This is a genomic window from Dialister histaminiformans (assembly GCF_900103425.1).
GTDB classification, from domain to species: domain Bacteria; phylum Bacillota; class Negativicutes; order Veillonellales; family Dialisteraceae; genus Allisonella; species Allisonella histaminiformans.
Map to the genome: position 1 here is coordinate 12099 of NZ_FMXA01000014.1, position 16892 is coordinate 28990.

Consider the following 16892-nt stretch of genomic DNA (forward strand, 5'->3'; position numbering starts at 1 on the left):
ACATCAGAACTGTGTTCCGAAACTGAAGTGGAACTTGTTTTGATCCCCATGACCGTAATCCAGTCTGATTGGTCCAAGAGGTGTCTGTACACGCAATCCCACACCAACTGCTGCATGGATGGAATCATCATCCTGATACCATGGCATCTTGCCTTCCTGAACATCCCAGGCACTGCCCACATCGGTAAACAGAACGGCTTCTACCTTCTTAGCAACCGGGATTCGGTATTCAAGGGTTGCTTCATACATCTTGCGGCCCTTGAACTGATCATCTTCGTAGCCGCGGAGAGAATCTGCGCCACCGAGATCAAACAGGTTGTTGTAGGAAATATCCCCATCAATATAGCCGCCCATCAGACGAAGTGCCAGAACATGACCGTTGCCTAAAGCTTTATAGAAACGGCCTTCTGCTGTGAACTTGTAGTAATCATAGTCACCGCCAAGTCCATGTCCGCCCCATTCGGTAGTGAAGGAGAGGCGACGGCCCTTGGTCGCATTGAAATAATTATCACGGTTATCAAATACATGGGTAAAGGTGAAGCTGTTGGTACGTCCGAAGTTATCCATAATCTTCTTGTACCAATCACTATCACGGTAATCGGTTATACCGTTCTTTCTCATGTATTTTTCCATTACGCTGCCCGGATCAAACCCGTCTTCATCATCATAGGATTCCTTGGTTGTGGAAAGATAAAATTTGTTGGTCCGGTATTCACCATTCACATGAGCCCAGGAAACGCCAAAGCCTTTCTTTCTCTTATCATATTCTGCAATGGTGTCACCATTGGAATCATAGTCATCATACTTATAACGACGATCAAATACGGTAAAGCCCAGTGCATCTCCGTTGTCATTGATGTATGGATGGGTATAGGAGATTTCATAGTTCTTGCCATGAGAAGAACCACCAAATTCCCAGCGGAAGTTGACCTTGTCACCGGTTCCACGGAAATTGTTTTCAGTCAGGCCAAGAATACCTACCATGCCGTCGGATTCAGAGTACCCGGCACCTACAGTAACTACGCCTGTCTTCTGTTCTACTACATCAATTTCAATGATAACGTCATGATTTTTGTTTCCCGGAAGAAGCTTCATATTGACATCTTCAAAAATTCCGAGGTTGTAAAGTCGTTCCATACTGCGGCTTGCCAGGAACTTATTAAACGGTTCCCCCTTCTTGAAGCGCAGTTCACGAAGAATAACCTTATCCTTGGTCTTTTCATTTCCGGCAATCTGAATATCTTCTATCTTTCCTTCTGCAATATTCACCTTAAGGGTTCCGTTTTCAGTTACGGTTACATCCGGAATAGATGCCAGAATATATCCCTGCTGTACATATAGATCATCAATAGCTTTGATGTTTCTGGATACCTGAACGAAATTCAGTACACTGTCCTTGGGAACAGCCAGAATCTGTCTCAGTTCATCATCAGAGAAAACCGTATTTCCTTCAAAAGTGACTTTATGGATAACCGGGTTGGAAACCATACGGAATGTGAGGGTTACCCCTTCCTTAACCGCTCCAAACTGTGGAGAAATCTGGGAGAATACCCCGGTTCCGCCCAATGCGGCCACATCATTGCGTACGCCTTCTACAGAGACCTTGTCACCGGTCTTTTCCGTAAGAAGGGGAACCAGCTTGGCCTTAACTTCTTCCGGAATTCCATCAAAGTCAATGGAAGTGATAGTCTTACCTGCTGCCTTCGCAATGGCCTTGTCATCATCCGGAGCCAGATACATGGATGCTGTATCTGCCAGGGAAGCCTGTGCCGTATTTCTGATATCTACCCCAGACTGATCATTATCACCGGAAGCCTGCAGAGTCGTTGTCTTGCTGCTGTCAGATGTCGCAGCAGACACATCAATATCATCTGCCTGATCCTCTGTTTTTCCCTGGGTAACATTGTACATTTCACTCTGAGACATATTGCTATTCGCAATATCCGGGGCTGCATAGACGTTAAACCCAGAAACAGCCATAACAACAGCTGTTGTGAGCAGAGCTTTCTTGTAACCTGTAATCATTAAGAATCCTCCTAAAATCAGATTTTTACATTTAGAACTTACTGACCACGCAATGCGCGGCCGGCTTCACCAACTACACTCTGTATTTCTTTCTCTGACATGACCGGAGCCGGACGTACCGGTTTTTCCACGGGTTGTTCCGCCGCCTTCTTCCGGTTTTCCTGCTTCTGTACAGTCTTTGAGCTGACAGTCGTCTTCACCTTTTCTGCACGTTTCCGTGGAGGTTCTGACACTTCTGTCTGAGGCGGCTGCGCATCGGCTGCCGCCCTGGTTACTTCTTTTTCAGATATTAAATTTTCATTTGGATTCGATACGGCAGCTTCTGGTACCGTTGTCGACATCTGACCTCCACTGGCTGGTGGGGCTGACGAACCCGATTCTGCCTGCATCCTGTCATACATAAAGGAACTGCCTGCAAAGACAATGACCGCCATAACCATAGCTGCACATCGGATAATCCATTTTTTCTTTCTTGTCCAATCATGCACTTCGTCCAGCCGGTTCATTTCTGCACGGGCCATTATCAGATTCAGTTCTCCTGATAATTCTTTATGGGAGGAATACGATTTTTCCGCTTTTTCCAGCCATTTCCGTATGGATTTGACACGGTTGACTTTATCACCTGGCATGGCACACCCCTCCTTTTTATATATAATCGGAGGTATAACCGAAAAAACAAACTGTCATAACCGGTAAAAATATACAATATTTCCGGGAAAACCCGGTAATTACTCGGAAATTCGCCTCAATTCCGGCTATTTTCTATCATGCATCAATCTGGACAGCATTCCACGCATGCGACGGATACCTTTCTTCTCCAGCTTATATACATAAGCGGTACTGACATCCATAGCATCCGCTGTTTCGGCTGCCGTCTTTTCCTTATAGTATACATTCCGAAGAACATCCTGCTCCCTCCCGGGAAGCCGGGAAAAAGCGCTGTTTACCGCATGATTCAGCGAATCAAAATCCGCCGATTCAAACGCCGTATCCCCGGTAGCCGACTGCAGATAAGGCTGTGCCTGTATTTCATCCTGCATATCCACCAGCACTTCCTGCCGGTTCTGGCGCAGAAAATCTATCATCCTGCCACGTACACGGTGCAGGGCATAAAGCGAAAAAGCCACTCCGTTATCCGGATTGAATTTTTCCGCTGCTTCCATAAGGCCGACCATCCCCTCCTGAATCAGGTCCAGTACAACGGTTTCCTGCAGAGGATATTTTATTGCCTCCTTAAATACAAGCAGCTGGTAATGCTCTATGATTTCCTGTCTGGCCTCGATATCTTCATCTTCCTTATACCGTTTCCAAAGGGCCATTTCTTCTTCCCATGTCAGTTTCCTGACATGGCTCAGGCTGCTCACATACTCACTTAACATAGTGTACTCCTAGAAATTAAAGCTCCAGTCCGCTCCTACATACTTATCATGTTCACTATTATACCACGCGGAAACCCCCAGGCGGTTTTTCAGATTATAGTAAAAACCAAGACTGTTCTGTTCGTTATTAATTCCTGTAGTAACCGTAAGCATAAAATCATTAAACAGATATTTACCAATCTTTATATAGTAATAGCTGTCATTCTGCTTTAAATCACTTTCATACCCTTCATTCAGGCTGGAGGTCACACTGATATAATCCAATCCTATGGTCTGTTTGAGGTAATCCTGTACCCCGCTGTTAAATACCATCTGCAGTCCTGCATTAAACAGCGCCCCCTGTACCGCATCATTATCCGGACTGGATGGATCAGAATGTACCGTAAGCAATGTAACAATCTGAGAATCATTCAATGCTGGCTCACTGTTCAGTTCAAATCGGAAAGCCCCTGGAGGTCCGGAAAGCTTCATATCTACAGTGTAATGGCCCACCTTGGTTCCCGCCGCCAGATTTATCACTGGCAGGATGGAATCAGGCACTCCGCCCCAGATAGCGTATCCATCAGTCACATTAAATTCATTGGAAAGATAATGGATCGTACCATTCAGTACATTGACGCGTCCAGATGATATCGGTGCAGACAGCGGTCCTATAATCTTAATATTTCCTTTGATTGCCAGATCATAAAGCATACTGTTATAGAGCTTCACATTGTCTCCAATCTGTATATCCAGATTGGTATTTACAGGCAATGAACCATCACCGGATTCAAAGGATAATGGAATATCCACTGTGGCGTCATGAATCGATACAGTTCCTTTAATTCCCGGTTTGCCAAACATCTCAGCAATAGTCAGATCGGTATCCAGTGCCCCATTATAATAGGTAGACTGAATGGCAGGTGCATGCACCTGAACGGTTCCTTCATAGCTGGTCAGGCTACCCTTATCCCAGCTCGTTTTCCCGGTAATCGCTGCCGTGCCGCCCCCAAGGACCGACTGCAGATTCAAATCTGCTGATTTGCCATTTAACTGAATCTGCCCTGAAATACCGGTAACGGCTTCCTTCATGCTTTCTATCATCATGGAACCATCGGAGATGGCAATACCCCCGTTAAGCTCAGGATCAGTCCAGGGCCCGGTTACCTTAACATGTCCCTTTATGGGTCCTTCCGCTGAGGTAACCGCATTGGTAAGCATAGCCAGAATGTTAAGATCTGCATTATCCAGATTAATATCCAGATTCATGGGAGCCGCATTTGCCGTATTTACCCTGGTGAATGCATTAATTGGCATGGTACCGTACATAGTGGCCTTATAGGGGCCCTTTACAACCAGACCATGCTGGATAAATACCTTCCCCTGGGTAATCAGCCCCATAACTGACATGGAATCAAATCCAGTGCCGTTATAGGAAGGATTATCAACACCAATGGAAATTTCCGCATTGGGTTTATCCTTTGTTCCTGACAGTTTTATCCCTGCCGTCAGGCTGCCATCCAGCTGAACATCTTTCCGCCCCAGAACCTGTGGTACCCAGGACAGATTCATATCCTTTGCTGCCATTTGAATATCCAGGCCCCCCTGAGGCGTAGTAGCCCCCTCAGCAGCCAGAAGTCCCGTCCCTACAGGTATGCGTAACTGACGAATAGTCAACGCTCCATTTCTATAGGACAGATCTATCTTTCCATCCGCAATCGGCTGATTTCCCAGATTCCCTTTACTGATAGTGGCGGCAATATCTCCATTTGGATGTTCTATAGAGCCGGTAATATTCATAGCACCACTCATAATCCCTGATACGTTCTGAACAGGAACCTGAAGTATTTTGGCCGCCTCTGCCATATCCCAGTCAGTAAACTGCAAGTGACCGTCTATGCCCATATTGGTCAAATTGATACTGCCTTTCCAGGTAAAATCACCGCTTCCCTGTTTAAACATGCCATTAGTAACAGAAATGACATGATTTGCATAGTCAATATCCGCATTAACCAGTCCCATATAAGCTTCCCCTATGCGGATAGACCGGCTTTCCACATGTCCGCCAAATATGGGATTACTGAGACTGCCAGTGACCTGCCCACGAAGAGTAATCTTACCATCCACTTGATTGTTTAACAGAATACGACCAGCATCGACATCTACCAGTTCCACATGCATGTCAATGGCCTTTTCTGAAGCTGTCCCCTGAACTGAGGCCGTTCCTCCATAAGCGTTTCCCAGGCCATTGGATATGCTGAGTACCCCATCTTTAAAGGAATAATCGGCGCCAATGCTCTGATACAGCTGACCCATAACCGAGCCATTCCAGGCCAGAATTTCCCCTGTAACCACCGGATTCTTCAATGTTCCCGTAATGGTCATATTGTTGTTTACGTATCCGGTAATCGGATAGGACATCCCTGCCAACATCAGAACCTGTTCTGCCCGGATATTCTGAGACTTAACCTTCAGATTTAATGAAGACTGAGCGTTGAATCCCAGCATACCGGAAATTTCATGACTCCCTTCACGGGTATTCCAGCGCAGATTGTCTATACGCGCACCGTTCCGGTCCAGTGTAAGACTGCCGGATATATCAGTAAACTCCATACCCTTTATGGATCCATCAGACGCATATATGCTGCCCTGATATACCGGAGATTTCATGGTACCGGTAATCCGGCCATGGAGAGATGCCACCCCGGACATAGCTACCCCGGCCACATGGGATACTCCCTTTAACGATATACGTTCCGCATCCACCAGAAGATTCATCTGGCGGTCAGATGCCATTCCGGAAATATGGAATGCCCCCTGTCCGGAAAGACCATCTGCAGAAATAATATTCCATATATTTCCCGCCTTGGTCACATTAGCTGATATCCTGTCTGCCTGCATTCCCTGATAGGTAAATCGGCTGGCATTTATCACTGCATTAAGATTATTTCCGAATAAAGTAACGGATCCGGTCACGGCTCCGACGGAAGCCCCATGCCCTTTAATCTGTGTACCGCTAAAGCGGCCATATGCAGAATCCAGGTGCGGAGTACCTCCGGAAAGTGTACCTTCTGCCTGAATCTGTCCGGACAGTATACCACTGACACCATAAGAGCGTGCCAGGGTTCCTATATCCGCATTATGGGCAATGACATTGACTGAGAATTTTCCGCTATGCATAGCATAGCTTCCTGTCCCATCCAGAGAGCCATTTCCAAGCTGACCATGGAAATCAGAAAGAGTCAGTTTTTCTCCATCCCATAAGAAAGCTCCCTGCCCTTTTTTCAGATGTACTCCCTGAACACTGATGTCTGAGCCGGAAACTCGGCCGCTGGCAGACAGTTTATCTGTGGTTCCATATACGTGTACAGTCCCATTTACCCTGCCGCTGGCAGACTGACCTGGAAGAAGTGCTGCCAGGTCTATATCCTGTCCACGGAAACTGCCATCTACAGATGTTGACTTTCCCCAGTCTGCGGAGAGTCTGCCCTTAATGGCCTGTCCGTTAACCTGCATTGACAGCGTATGGATTCCCGCGTGACCGTTGAATACATCAAAGTCCGCATAGCCGCCGGAGAAACGATAATTCTTATACCGCCCGCCTGCATCATTAATCTGTGCGGAAGCATGAAGGGAAATGGTTCCATTTCTGTTCCAGAGATGGCCTTTCTGTACAAAAAGCTTTCCCTGTTCTATGTGAAGATCGTTCATGGCTTCCGGATAGGATATGCCCAGCTGATAAATCAAAGTCAGTGGAAGACCATCCGCTGTCACTTCTCCATCATAGTGACTGGAATCTTTATAATTGAAATCCATACGGGTCAGCGCCTTTTCTACCTGTCCGGTAAAGGCTCCGTGGATAATCTGCGCATCATCCCAGCGCAGCTGGCCATTCAGGGAAGAAACATGTACAGCTGAACCGGCTGCCGGTACAGCAAGCACACTTCCGTCATGAATGAGGACCCGGCCATAAAATCTGGAAGCCGGTGTACTGTTATCCACAATAATCAGATGAGAGACGTTCCAGCCCTGTTCTCCATCTTTATATACCTGAACTGCCGGTTTGTCAGCCACAATGCTGGTAATGGCAGCCAGGGTATCTCTGTCATCAAAAAAAGAGCGCATTAAAGCACACACAGACCAGTTGACTGTTAATTGAGGCGACTTTAAGACATCCCTCCCTTTTTTATCCTTTACATCCAGCTCATTAATTCGGATATCAAGGCCAGGGGTCAATTCCATAGACTGCCATGTAAGCTGTCCATTAATTTTTTTCTTTGCTGTCGATGCCACCGCCTCATTAATTGCAGGAACTGCATAATAATGAGCCAGTACACCGGTCAACAGTGCCAGTACTACAAGTATGGCACTCAAAATCCCCAATCGCTTAATCCATGTGTGCTTCAACAGTAGGCGCTCCCCACTCGTATATTAAATTTGACTATCAGCGGAATTACTTAACAGTTGTTTCCGTATGAATAACTGCAGGAATCCCCATAGCATTTTCAAGAGTTGCCAGTCCGATATTGTAATCGTACAGGGCGGTAATATAATTGGTTCTCGCCTGGTTCAGCTGCAGCTGAGCATCCAGTACGTCCAGGTTGATACCTACACCTGATGCATAGCGAACTGTAGCAATCTTATAAGCTTCTTCTGCTTCTGCCACTGCTGCTTCGGTGGCACGGATCTTTTCCTTAGCAGAGAAAACATTCAGATAATCCTGGCGAACTTCCAGTTCAATACTTTCTCTGGACTTAAGAAGTGTTTCTTCCGCTGTCTTTAGATCAGCCTTTGCTTCCCGGATTTTGGCATCAGTTGCCCCGCCGTCAAAAATTGACCAGCTTAAGCCACCACCGACACTCCAGCCTTCATGCTTGAATCCCGGGAAATCGTCATCATTCCAGCTGTATCCACCGGTAAGTGCTACTGTCGGCATATATCCGGCTCTGGCAATACGGACAGCTTCTTCCGCCATCTTTACGTTATAATCTGCCTGTACAAGTTCCCAGCGGTACTTTTCCGCCATAGCAATTGCCTGTTCCATGGTAATGGTGATGTCAGGCTGTGGAAAGTGCTTATCCGTTGGGGTCAGTTTGGTATTCATGGGAATACGCATAACATTATTCAGATTAGCTTCCGCTACATCCCGTGTATTCTTTGCAGAAATATCAGCTTCCTTGGCATTAGCCAGAGACACATTAGATGACAGCACATCCAACTTGGCTACAATACCTGCATTAAACTGCTGTTTTACGTTGGACAGATGTCCAGCCAGATTAGACACAGATTCATCCGCTACATCGGCCAGGTTGATAGCTTCCAGCCACTGATAGTATGCCTTTGTCGCAGACAGCTTGGTTGCTGCTTCCTGCTGGTATACAGCTACATTAGCCGCATCTTCTGCATAGCGTGCTGAATCAATGGCACCTTCTACAGCACCACCGGTCCAGATTGGCCAGGTTACATTGATTCCATTGCTGTAAGAATTGGAAATAACTTTGACTGTCTGATTTGTCTTGGCTCTGCCGCCCTTCCAGTCATAGGAAACCTGCGGATTCTTGCCTGCAGCCGCTTCACTGACCTGAGCTTTAGCCTTTTCCAGTGCGTATTCAGAAAGTCGGATATCTCTGTTGTTATTAAGAGCTGTAGTAACTGCACCCTTCAGATCGATGTTGAGTGCCTTTGCAGCCGGAGCCTTTACTGCGGTTACATCTTCTGTTCCCAGATTCTTGGCGAGCAGACGATTGGTAAAGTCCACTTTACGGGCAGCTTCTTTTTCTGCAGCATCATTCTTCAATGCTCTGCTGGTAATAGCCGGATCTGTAGTTGTGCGTACAGAATCTGCGGCCATAACGTTAAATCCGGCCCCTAAGGACAATATCACTGCTGATGCAAGTACTGCATATCTTTTCTTATTCATTCTTTATTTCCATCCCTTCTTCAGAGTCTCAATATGTATAACCCAAACCAATATATTCCCCGCCACCTTCACGGCTATGCGGCAGAATGGACTGCCCCACCACTGAAATATTCGGTGAGAATTCATATCCACCGCGGAGACGGATTGTTAAATCATTGGGATCATATAAATCTGTGTTAAATTTCCATCTTCCGTTTCTGTAGGCTGCACCACCGCCGATTTTATCGCGGATAATGCCTCCATAGAAATCAAAACTTCCTCGTTTCTGTCCTAATGAAGCATCCAGAAGAGAACCGTTTCCCAGAGACTCTATTCCCAGCTGGAAAAACCTGTCTCCACCAAATTTCACACTGAAATCCGGTGAAAATTCATTGTCTTTAACATTATATAACATGGAAGCGTCAGCCGACAAATTATCTCCACTCATGAAATTGTTTAATTTTCCGGACATCTGTGCCGCTTGAGAAGATAGCGACCTCGCGTTTGCCGATGTAGCTGCCAGGTTGTCCAGAATCGTCCTTGCATCGCTGACCGCCTTACCATCTCCATTAAACTGACGAAGCATGGCATTCATCTGCTGTGTCATCCCATCCACCTGATGAGCTATGGCAATTCCCTGTGCAGTAATGTTGGCCAGATTCTGTGTCATCGTGTCCACATTAGCCAGAGTACTCTTGACTGACCCCTGTGCTTTTGGATCCGCCACAATGGTATTCAAGCCATCCATCATGGTCTGCGCCGAATCCATCAGCTTGTTCATCTTCCCCATAGCAGCATTCATCGACCCGCCGGAATCCCCCTGTATAGCCATTCCCGGGCCCAGGTACCCTTCACTCAATGTACCTCCGGTAACTCTGACAATTTTTCCACCCATAATACTGCTGTCCTGAATGGAAAATTCCGCATCTTTAGGAATCTGTGTACCCTCATACAGCCGGAGGGATAAAACAGCCTGTCCATCTTTCACCGCAATGCTGTCAACCCGGCCTACTTCAACTCCGGCATACTGAATGGAGCTGCCCGGCTCTATGCCTTCTGCGTCTTCAAAATACCCGGTGACATCAAATCCCTTGTTCCCAAAAAGAACTACATTACCAAGCTCAACCATCATCCCGGAGAACAGAGCAATGCCGGCCAATGCAAACGCGCCTACTTTGGCTTCTGTAGACCATTTCATCCTCTGTCACCTCCTGTATGGGAATCTTCTGTCAGAGATCCCCGTCCCTGAATAAACTGCTGAACTGTCGGATCGTCTGAATTCCTGATTTCCTCAGGCTTTCCTATAAATCGGAACTGCCCCTTATACAGAAATGCAATCCGGTCTGCCACATAATACGCAGACTTCAAATCATGGGTTACTACCACACTGGTTACGTGCATAGTTTCCTGCATACGCTTAATCAGCGCGCTGATGTCCGTCGACCGAATCGGATCGAGCCCGGCAGTCGGTTCATCATACAGGATAATTTCCGGATTCAGCGCGATGGCCCTGGCCAGACTTACCCTTTTTTTCATGCCGCCTGACAAACTGGCCGGCATAAGGGATTCTGTACCATCCAATCCTACCAGGTGAAGTTTTTCCCTGACTATGGAATCAATTTCCGCTTCAGAAAAATGTCCATGATGGCGAAGTCCAAAAGCTACGTTTTCCCTGACCGACATGGAATCAAACAATGCGGAGTACTGGAATACCATGCCCATGTGTATCCGCTCTCTGTTTAATTCGTCTTCATTCATCCGGGTAATATCCTGTCCATTGACCATCACACGTCCACTGTCGGGGCGAAGTAAGCCGATAATCATCTTAAGGAGTGTGGATTTCCCGGAGCCGGAAGCTCCCAGGATAACCATCGTTTCTCCTTTTCCCACGGATAGACTTACATCCCGGAGTATTTGTCTTGTGCCGAAGGACTTACTTACATGTTCAACACTAATCAAGATAACTCCTATTCTCAGAACAATACGGATGACAGCAGATAATTAGCTGCAAATAACATAACGATAGAATATACTACCGACTGTGTGGTTGCCTTGCCAACCCCTTCTGCCCCTGCGTCACAGGTCATCCCACGGTCACACCCCACCAGAGCCACAATCATGCCAAATATCACCGATTTAATGATACCGGCCGATATATCTTCCGTTCCACAGAAAACCTGAATGGAATGGAAAAAGGTGTAGGCGGAAACCCCATCTTTTAACGCGGCAACCAGCATGGCTCCTACAATACCGATTGCCACCCCAAATACATTAAGTACGGGAAGCATGGTCATACAGGCCACCATTCTGGGCACCACCAGATAGGCCACAGGATTGACTGCCATACAGCGAAGGGCATCAATCTGTTCCGTAACCCGCATGGTCCCCAGTTCAGCCGTAATGGCCGCGCCGCATCGGCCGGCCAGCACTACGCCGCAGAGAACCGGTCCTAACTCTCTTCCCATGGCTATGGTTACAATCCCGCCGATGGAAAAAGCGGCTCCATATTTAGTAAGTACACCGGCCATCTGTACGGAAAGTACCATCCCTGTGAAAAGGAGAGTCAACGCGACAATGGAAAAAGATTTTACCCCCAGGTCAAGACTCTGTTTTGCGGTCTCATGAAAACTGATTTTCGGCAGTTGTTTCACTGCGGCAACAAAAAGAAGGATAATCGCACCCAGCTGATCGAATATCCCCAGCGTCTTTCTGCCAAGCCATTCCAGCATTTCCATCATGCGCTTTTTCCCTCCCTTTTATTGCTTATAGACCAGTATAACAAATATCATAAAAAATAGATAGCAGACTATTTATTTTTTTTCTTCACTTCCTGAATCTGCATCCTGAGCTTCATTTTCGTTATCGGCATGCATCTCTGCCACCGCTTTCTTCCGGCTGTTTATCATCTTTTTCAGCGCTGCATCTCTTTTAGCTTCAGGCAATACAGTAAATGTAAACTGACCATCTCCGTAAATCACATAGTCGGTATCCGCACGGCTTCTTGGCCTTTCCGCATTATCACTGTCTTTGTTGGACTTATTATCCTCTTTATGAAGGTAGTCCGGAGTATCCTGCACCTTTTTCCCCTGAATCTCCGCTGATGCCCTGCCATCATCTTCTTTAGATATCATGCTGACATTCGGATCCAGAATTTCTATAACCACCTGATTATTCTGATCCTCATCCATAATATTTTTCTGCAGATCGTCAAAATTCTTGTATGTACGCAGGCGATCCAGTACTTCATCCGACAAATTATATTTCTGCTGTTCCAACAGATAAGGAAGCGGTATTACACCACCACCGCGCACTTCCAGCATCATTTTTCCATATGGCTGGTCTTTCGGTACGGTAAATGTCATATCCTTATAAAATACATCACCTCTGTATGCCTGCAGGCGGACACGCAGATAAATGGTATCCCCAGGGCTTACAATCATCGGTGTTGCTGTTGCATCCAGTATTCTCGCTGTCTTTCTGTCCTTTGTCACCGACATGTTAACGTCGATATTCCGCAGGTCATAATCCTTAAATCGATTATCAGCCAGAATCTTCAGTACATCATAAATCTCATCTACGCTGCGGGACGCAATGTCCGATGAAGACCAGTACATATTGGTCCGTGTAAACGGTTTCTGCGCATTATCCGCCGGATAGAAAGTGTATGTGAACTTTACTGTTCCTTCACCGCTTCTGTCCATGGTACTGCTGATAGCGTTATATACAGAGGTCGCGGAAAGAGTAGGAAGCAGTTTCTGACTCTTAATCATCCGTACGTCCAGATTTCGTGTAAAACGAAGGTCTTCATCTGTTACCCGGGCATGCAACGGAACAAAAGATGGACTTTCGCCGCTGACACCACTGATTCCTGTACCTCTGTCCTGATTGATTTCTCCGATTTCCGCTCCCACTGACCCCAGTTTAAACGGTGTATTCGTGCTGGGTATAACCGTGAAAATGTAGGAATTATGCATAAAATACCCAGTATTTCCCGCATTCATAAACGGATGGCCAAAAGCCAGGATATGGTCACCATCCACATAGGTTACCGTCCCTATGGCTCCCAGTTTTAAATCGCCTGTAATCATGGTGGCGGCTACGGAGCTTCCCGGATACAATGGCAGTTTCCGGTCATCCTCTCCGGAAGAGGCTGCCGAATAGGGTGTCATATGGAATCCCTTCATTTTTTCCGAAAGGAAATTCATCCCATCGGCGGTGTATCCCGATGCCATCAGTGGTGTCTCCAGCGGAATCAGATGGTTAACATCCGGTTCCATAGTGCTGGATTCGTTATCATCAATAGCCCAGAGCTTCAGCATGTCCTCAATAGGCGTAACCATGCCGATACGGCCGCCGGACTGTGGAAAGCCATAAGCCACCGCCCCCAGAAGCTTCCCATTGATATATACCGGACTTCCGCTCATCCCCTGGGCAATGCCATTAGTCTTATCAATAAGTGGTCCGGATACTTTTACGAGGACAAGATCTCCCCCATTGGCCCCCTTATTTTTCAGCACACCAAGTACATCCACATTGAATGTATCTATGGTCGTGCCATGAACAACGGTTTTAGCCAATCCATGCATACCTTCCCGTACGGAAGAAACCGGCATGAAGGGATCGGCCCATGCCGAAGCTCCGCTGAAAAGCAGTGCACATCCCACCATAACTGCCAGTTTATATTTCCTGATCCACTTAGATTTCATTACCATTCCCCCAGCCAATTAATCAGCAATGACTGCCACCTGCTGATTCTGTACAATTTTCTGTCCCTTGGTCACATTAACTTCTTTTACTGTTCCATCCGCTGTAGCGCGGGCTGCCGGTACTGGTCCCACCAGGGAATCCACCATAACCAGCACATCCCCTTCTTTAACCTTTGTTCCAGGTGCCACTACACTGACGGTAGTACCGCTGAGCATCGAGGTCTGTACAACTGGACCGGACGCGTATGCAAAAGAAATTGCTCCCGCCAGCAGAGCAGCTGCTGCCATAATCTTATATCTGGTTTTCATAGATACTCTACTCCCTTTCATTTACCGATAGTTATTCTTTTGTTCATTGTACCATTTCTGCACAAAATTTGGGTAATCTGCCCTTATCTTCCCTGTAACACAAAAACTGCAGGCCATACCTTCCGCTACGCAGAAGATACGGCCTGCAATCTTTCAGTTTGAATTTTTTATCTTAAAATTATCGCAAATCCTGCATGGAATCCCTGAGATCATTCATATATCCCAGTGCTGTGCCAGCGCCAATAGCATTGACATACAGAGGATGTTCCACTACATAGGCAGGGATTCCAGTCAGATTCGTAATCATCTGATCCAGACCTTTCAGCTGCCCTGCCCCGCCGGTAATCATGATGCCATGATCCCGGATATCAGCCAGAAGTGCAGGAGGTGTTTTCTGAAGGACACTCCTTACCTTCCGGAAAATATGCTCAAGAACTGGTGTCAGTGCTTCGGCTGCCACCTTTCCTGTTACTTCAATTTTCACCGGAAGCCCGGTAACCAGGGATGTACCGCACACCGAGGTGCTTCGTTTCCTGTTATCAATATGCCAGCGGGCTCCCAATGCAATCTTGACAAGCTCCGCAGCCTTTCTTCCAATTTCCACCTTATATACTTCCCGGACACGGGCTATAATTGCCTGGTCCATAGCCATGCCGGCCATACGGGAATAGTCGCTCACCACGATACCATGGACAGAGGCTACCGATACCGAAGTGGTACCTCCGCCAACATCGACTATCATGGCCCCTTCCATATGGGATGCATCCAGTCCAATCCCCATAAGGGAAGCTATAGGCTGTTCGATGAGGACGGTCTTTCTTGCCCCCATGGTAAAAGCGGCTTCAAGCAGTGCCCTGCGCTGTACCCCGGTAATTCCTACCGGAACACAGATAATCAGGCGGGGATGGAAAAACATCCGCTTAAGGTATGACTGGTTAATGATGGAATTGAGAAGATGTGCCGTTGCCCGATAATCCACAATGGCACTTTCTTTTATAGGACGTATCGTATAAATACCTTTAGGTGTACGTCCTTCCATTTCTTCTGCCCTGGTACCGGAAGCCACGAATTCGCCGTTCTTTTCACGCACAGCCACTACGGAAGATTCCGGAAATACCAGTCCCTGATTCTTTATGTAGATAACTACATTAGAGCTCCCCAGATCCACTCCGATATCTTCAGCCCCCAGTCCACCAAGCCAGTCTACCAGAGACCCTCCGGGCATGGACAGTTGTAAATTATTTTTAACGCCTTTAATCTTTGTCGACACGGATAATGTCAGCTCCCAAGCCTCTCAGCTTCTCAACCAAATGGTCATATCCACGATCGATATGACGAAGATCTCCGACTTCAGTTACACCATGGGCCGCCAGTCCTGCCAGTACCAATGCGGCACCTGCACGCAAATCAGTGGCTCTGACAAAGGCCCCCTGAAGGAACGGAACCCCATGAACAATAGCCTTACGGCCTTCTACCTCAATATTGGCACCCATCCTACGCAGTTCGCCAACATGCATAAACCGGTTTTCAAATACAGTTTCCGTTACCGTACTTGTTCCATCCCCTATGGTCATCATGGCCATGAACTGTGCCTGCAGATCCGTCGGGAATCCAGGGTATGGCAGCGTCTTAATATCGGTAGAATGGATATGTCCGTCACTGATAACCCGTACACTGTCAATATCCTTAATAACCTTGACTCCAGCTTCACCAAGCTTGGCCAGAAGCGGTTTCAGATGTTCAGAAAGCACATTATCCACCACTACATCGCCGCCGGCCATAGCCGCTGCAATAATAAATGTTCCCGCTTCAATACGGTCCGGAATAACGGTGTGGGATGCGCCGTAGAGATGTTTAACCCCTTCTACACGGATGACATTGGTACCCGCGCCCTTGATATTGGCTCCCATGCTGTTAAGGAAGGTGACCAGATCCACAATTTCCGGTTCTTCCGCAGCATTTTCAATAATAGTCTTTCCATCAGCCACTGCCGCTGCCATCAGAATGTTTTCTGTAGCTCCGACACTCGGGAAATCCAGATAAATGGTAGCTCCCTTAAGTCCTTCCGGTACAGAAGCTTCCACATATCCATTACCTACCGTAACTTTAGCTCCCATGGCCTCAAAGGCCTTAAGGTGCAGGTCAATTGGACGACTGCCAATCATGCAGCCGCCTGGAAGTGCAATTTTTGCGTGACGTTTTTTAGCCAGAAGCGGTCCCATAATCAGGAAGGATGCCCGCATGCGGCTCATCAGTTCATATGATGCTTCTGTCTTATCTACCGTTGTCGTATCAAAAATCATAGCGTTATCTCTCAGCAGGATATTTCCGCCCAGAGATTCAATAACACTGCAGATAGTCTTTACATCTTCCAGATGCGGCGCATCAATGATAGTGGATGGGCTATCCGGAAGCAATGTAGCAACGATAATAGGCAAAACTGCATTTTTAGCGCTGGACACACGCACATGTCCATGCAGAGGGCGGCCGCCCCTGATGATTAATTTTTCCAAAAGGAATCACTCCTGTACTTAAAATCTGTTGTATTTAAACAGAACCCGACACATCGTTTTTATTACAAAAAGAATATTACTT

Annotated in this window: 12 protein-coding genes; all 12 read right to left on the reverse strand. The window is 47.0% G+C overall.

Translation table 11 applies throughout. From position 1 onward, the window contains the following. Window positions 1-3: 3 nt before the first annotated feature. A complete protein-coding gene (locus tag BLQ79_RS05795) occupies window positions 4-2025 on the reverse strand; it encodes a BamA/OMP85 family outer membrane protein (protein ID WP_091364738.1) in 2022 nt (673 codons plus the stop codon). 38 nt (window positions 2026-2063) lie between these two features. After that, window positions 2064-2654: a hypothetical protein gene (locus tag BLQ79_RS05800; RefSeq protein ID WP_091364740.1), complete on the reverse strand. Its 591-nt coding sequence runs from the start codon at window positions 2652-2654 to the stop codon at window positions 2064-2066. A gap of 126 nt (window positions 2655-2780) precedes the next feature. Then, window positions 2781-3404, reverse strand: coding sequence for a sigma-70 family RNA polymerase sigma factor (locus BLQ79_RS05805; protein WP_091364743.1), 624 nt, complete (start codon window positions 3402-3404; stop codon window positions 2781-2783). 9 nt (window positions 3405-3413) lie between these two features. After that, entirely contained in the window at window positions 3414-7790 is a 4377-nt protein-coding gene (locus BLQ79_RS05810) for a translocation/assembly module TamB domain-containing protein (RefSeq protein WP_091364745.1), read from the reverse strand. 46 nt (window positions 7791-7836) lie between these two features. After that, window positions 7837-9303 (reverse strand): TolC family protein, encoded by a 1467-nt coding sequence (locus BLQ79_RS05815; RefSeq protein WP_091364748.1) that lies wholly within the window; start codon window positions 9301-9303, stop codon window positions 7837-7839. 28 nt (window positions 9304-9331) lie between these two features. After that, on the reverse strand, window positions 9332-10480 hold the full coding sequence (locus BLQ79_RS05820; RefSeq protein ID WP_091364750.1) for an MlaD family protein: 1149 nt from the start codon (window positions 10478-10480) through the stop codon (window positions 9332-9334). Beyond that, the gene (locus tag BLQ79_RS05825) at window positions 10477-11241 is read right to left on the reverse strand and encodes an ABC transporter ATP-binding protein (RefSeq protein WP_091364753.1); all 765 of its coding nucleotides are present in this window, start codon (window positions 11239-11241) and stop codon (window positions 10477-10479) included. The genes BLQ79_RS05820 and BLQ79_RS05825 overlap by 4 nt, the downstream gene beginning before the upstream one ends. 14 nt (window positions 11242-11255) lie before the next feature. After that, on the reverse strand, window positions 11256-12017 hold the full coding sequence (locus tag BLQ79_RS05830; RefSeq protein WP_091364806.1) for an MlaE family ABC transporter permease: 762 nt from the start codon (window positions 12015-12017) through the stop codon (window positions 11256-11258). 75 nt (window positions 12018-12092) lie between these two features. Then, the gene (locus tag BLQ79_RS05835; protein ID WP_091364755.1) at window positions 12093-13988 is read right to left on the reverse strand and encodes a SpoIVB peptidase S55 domain-containing protein; all 1896 of its coding nucleotides are present in this window, start codon (window positions 13986-13988) and stop codon (window positions 12093-12095) included. Between the two features lie 18 nt (window positions 13989-14006). Beyond that, on the reverse strand, window positions 14007-14297 hold the full coding sequence (locus tag BLQ79_RS05840; RefSeq protein WP_091364756.1) for a biotin/lipoyl-containing protein: 291 nt from the start codon (window positions 14295-14297) through the stop codon (window positions 14007-14009). Between the two features lie 178 nt (window positions 14298-14475). Continuing rightward, window positions 14476-15567 carry a rod shape-determining protein gene (locus BLQ79_RS05845; RefSeq protein WP_234944941.1) on the reverse strand — a complete coding sequence of 364 codons (1092 nt, stop codon included), beginning with the start codon at window positions 15565-15567 and terminating at the stop codon, window positions 14476-14478. Next, window positions 15551-16810 carry a UDP-N-acetylglucosamine 1-carboxyvinyltransferase gene (gene murA / locus BLQ79_RS05850; protein WP_091364759.1) on the reverse strand — a complete coding sequence of 420 codons (1260 nt, stop codon included), beginning with the start codon at window positions 16808-16810 and terminating at the stop codon, window positions 15551-15553. The genes BLQ79_RS05845 and murA overlap by 17 nt, the downstream gene beginning before the upstream one ends. Between the last annotated feature and the right edge of the window lie 82 nt (window positions 16811-16892).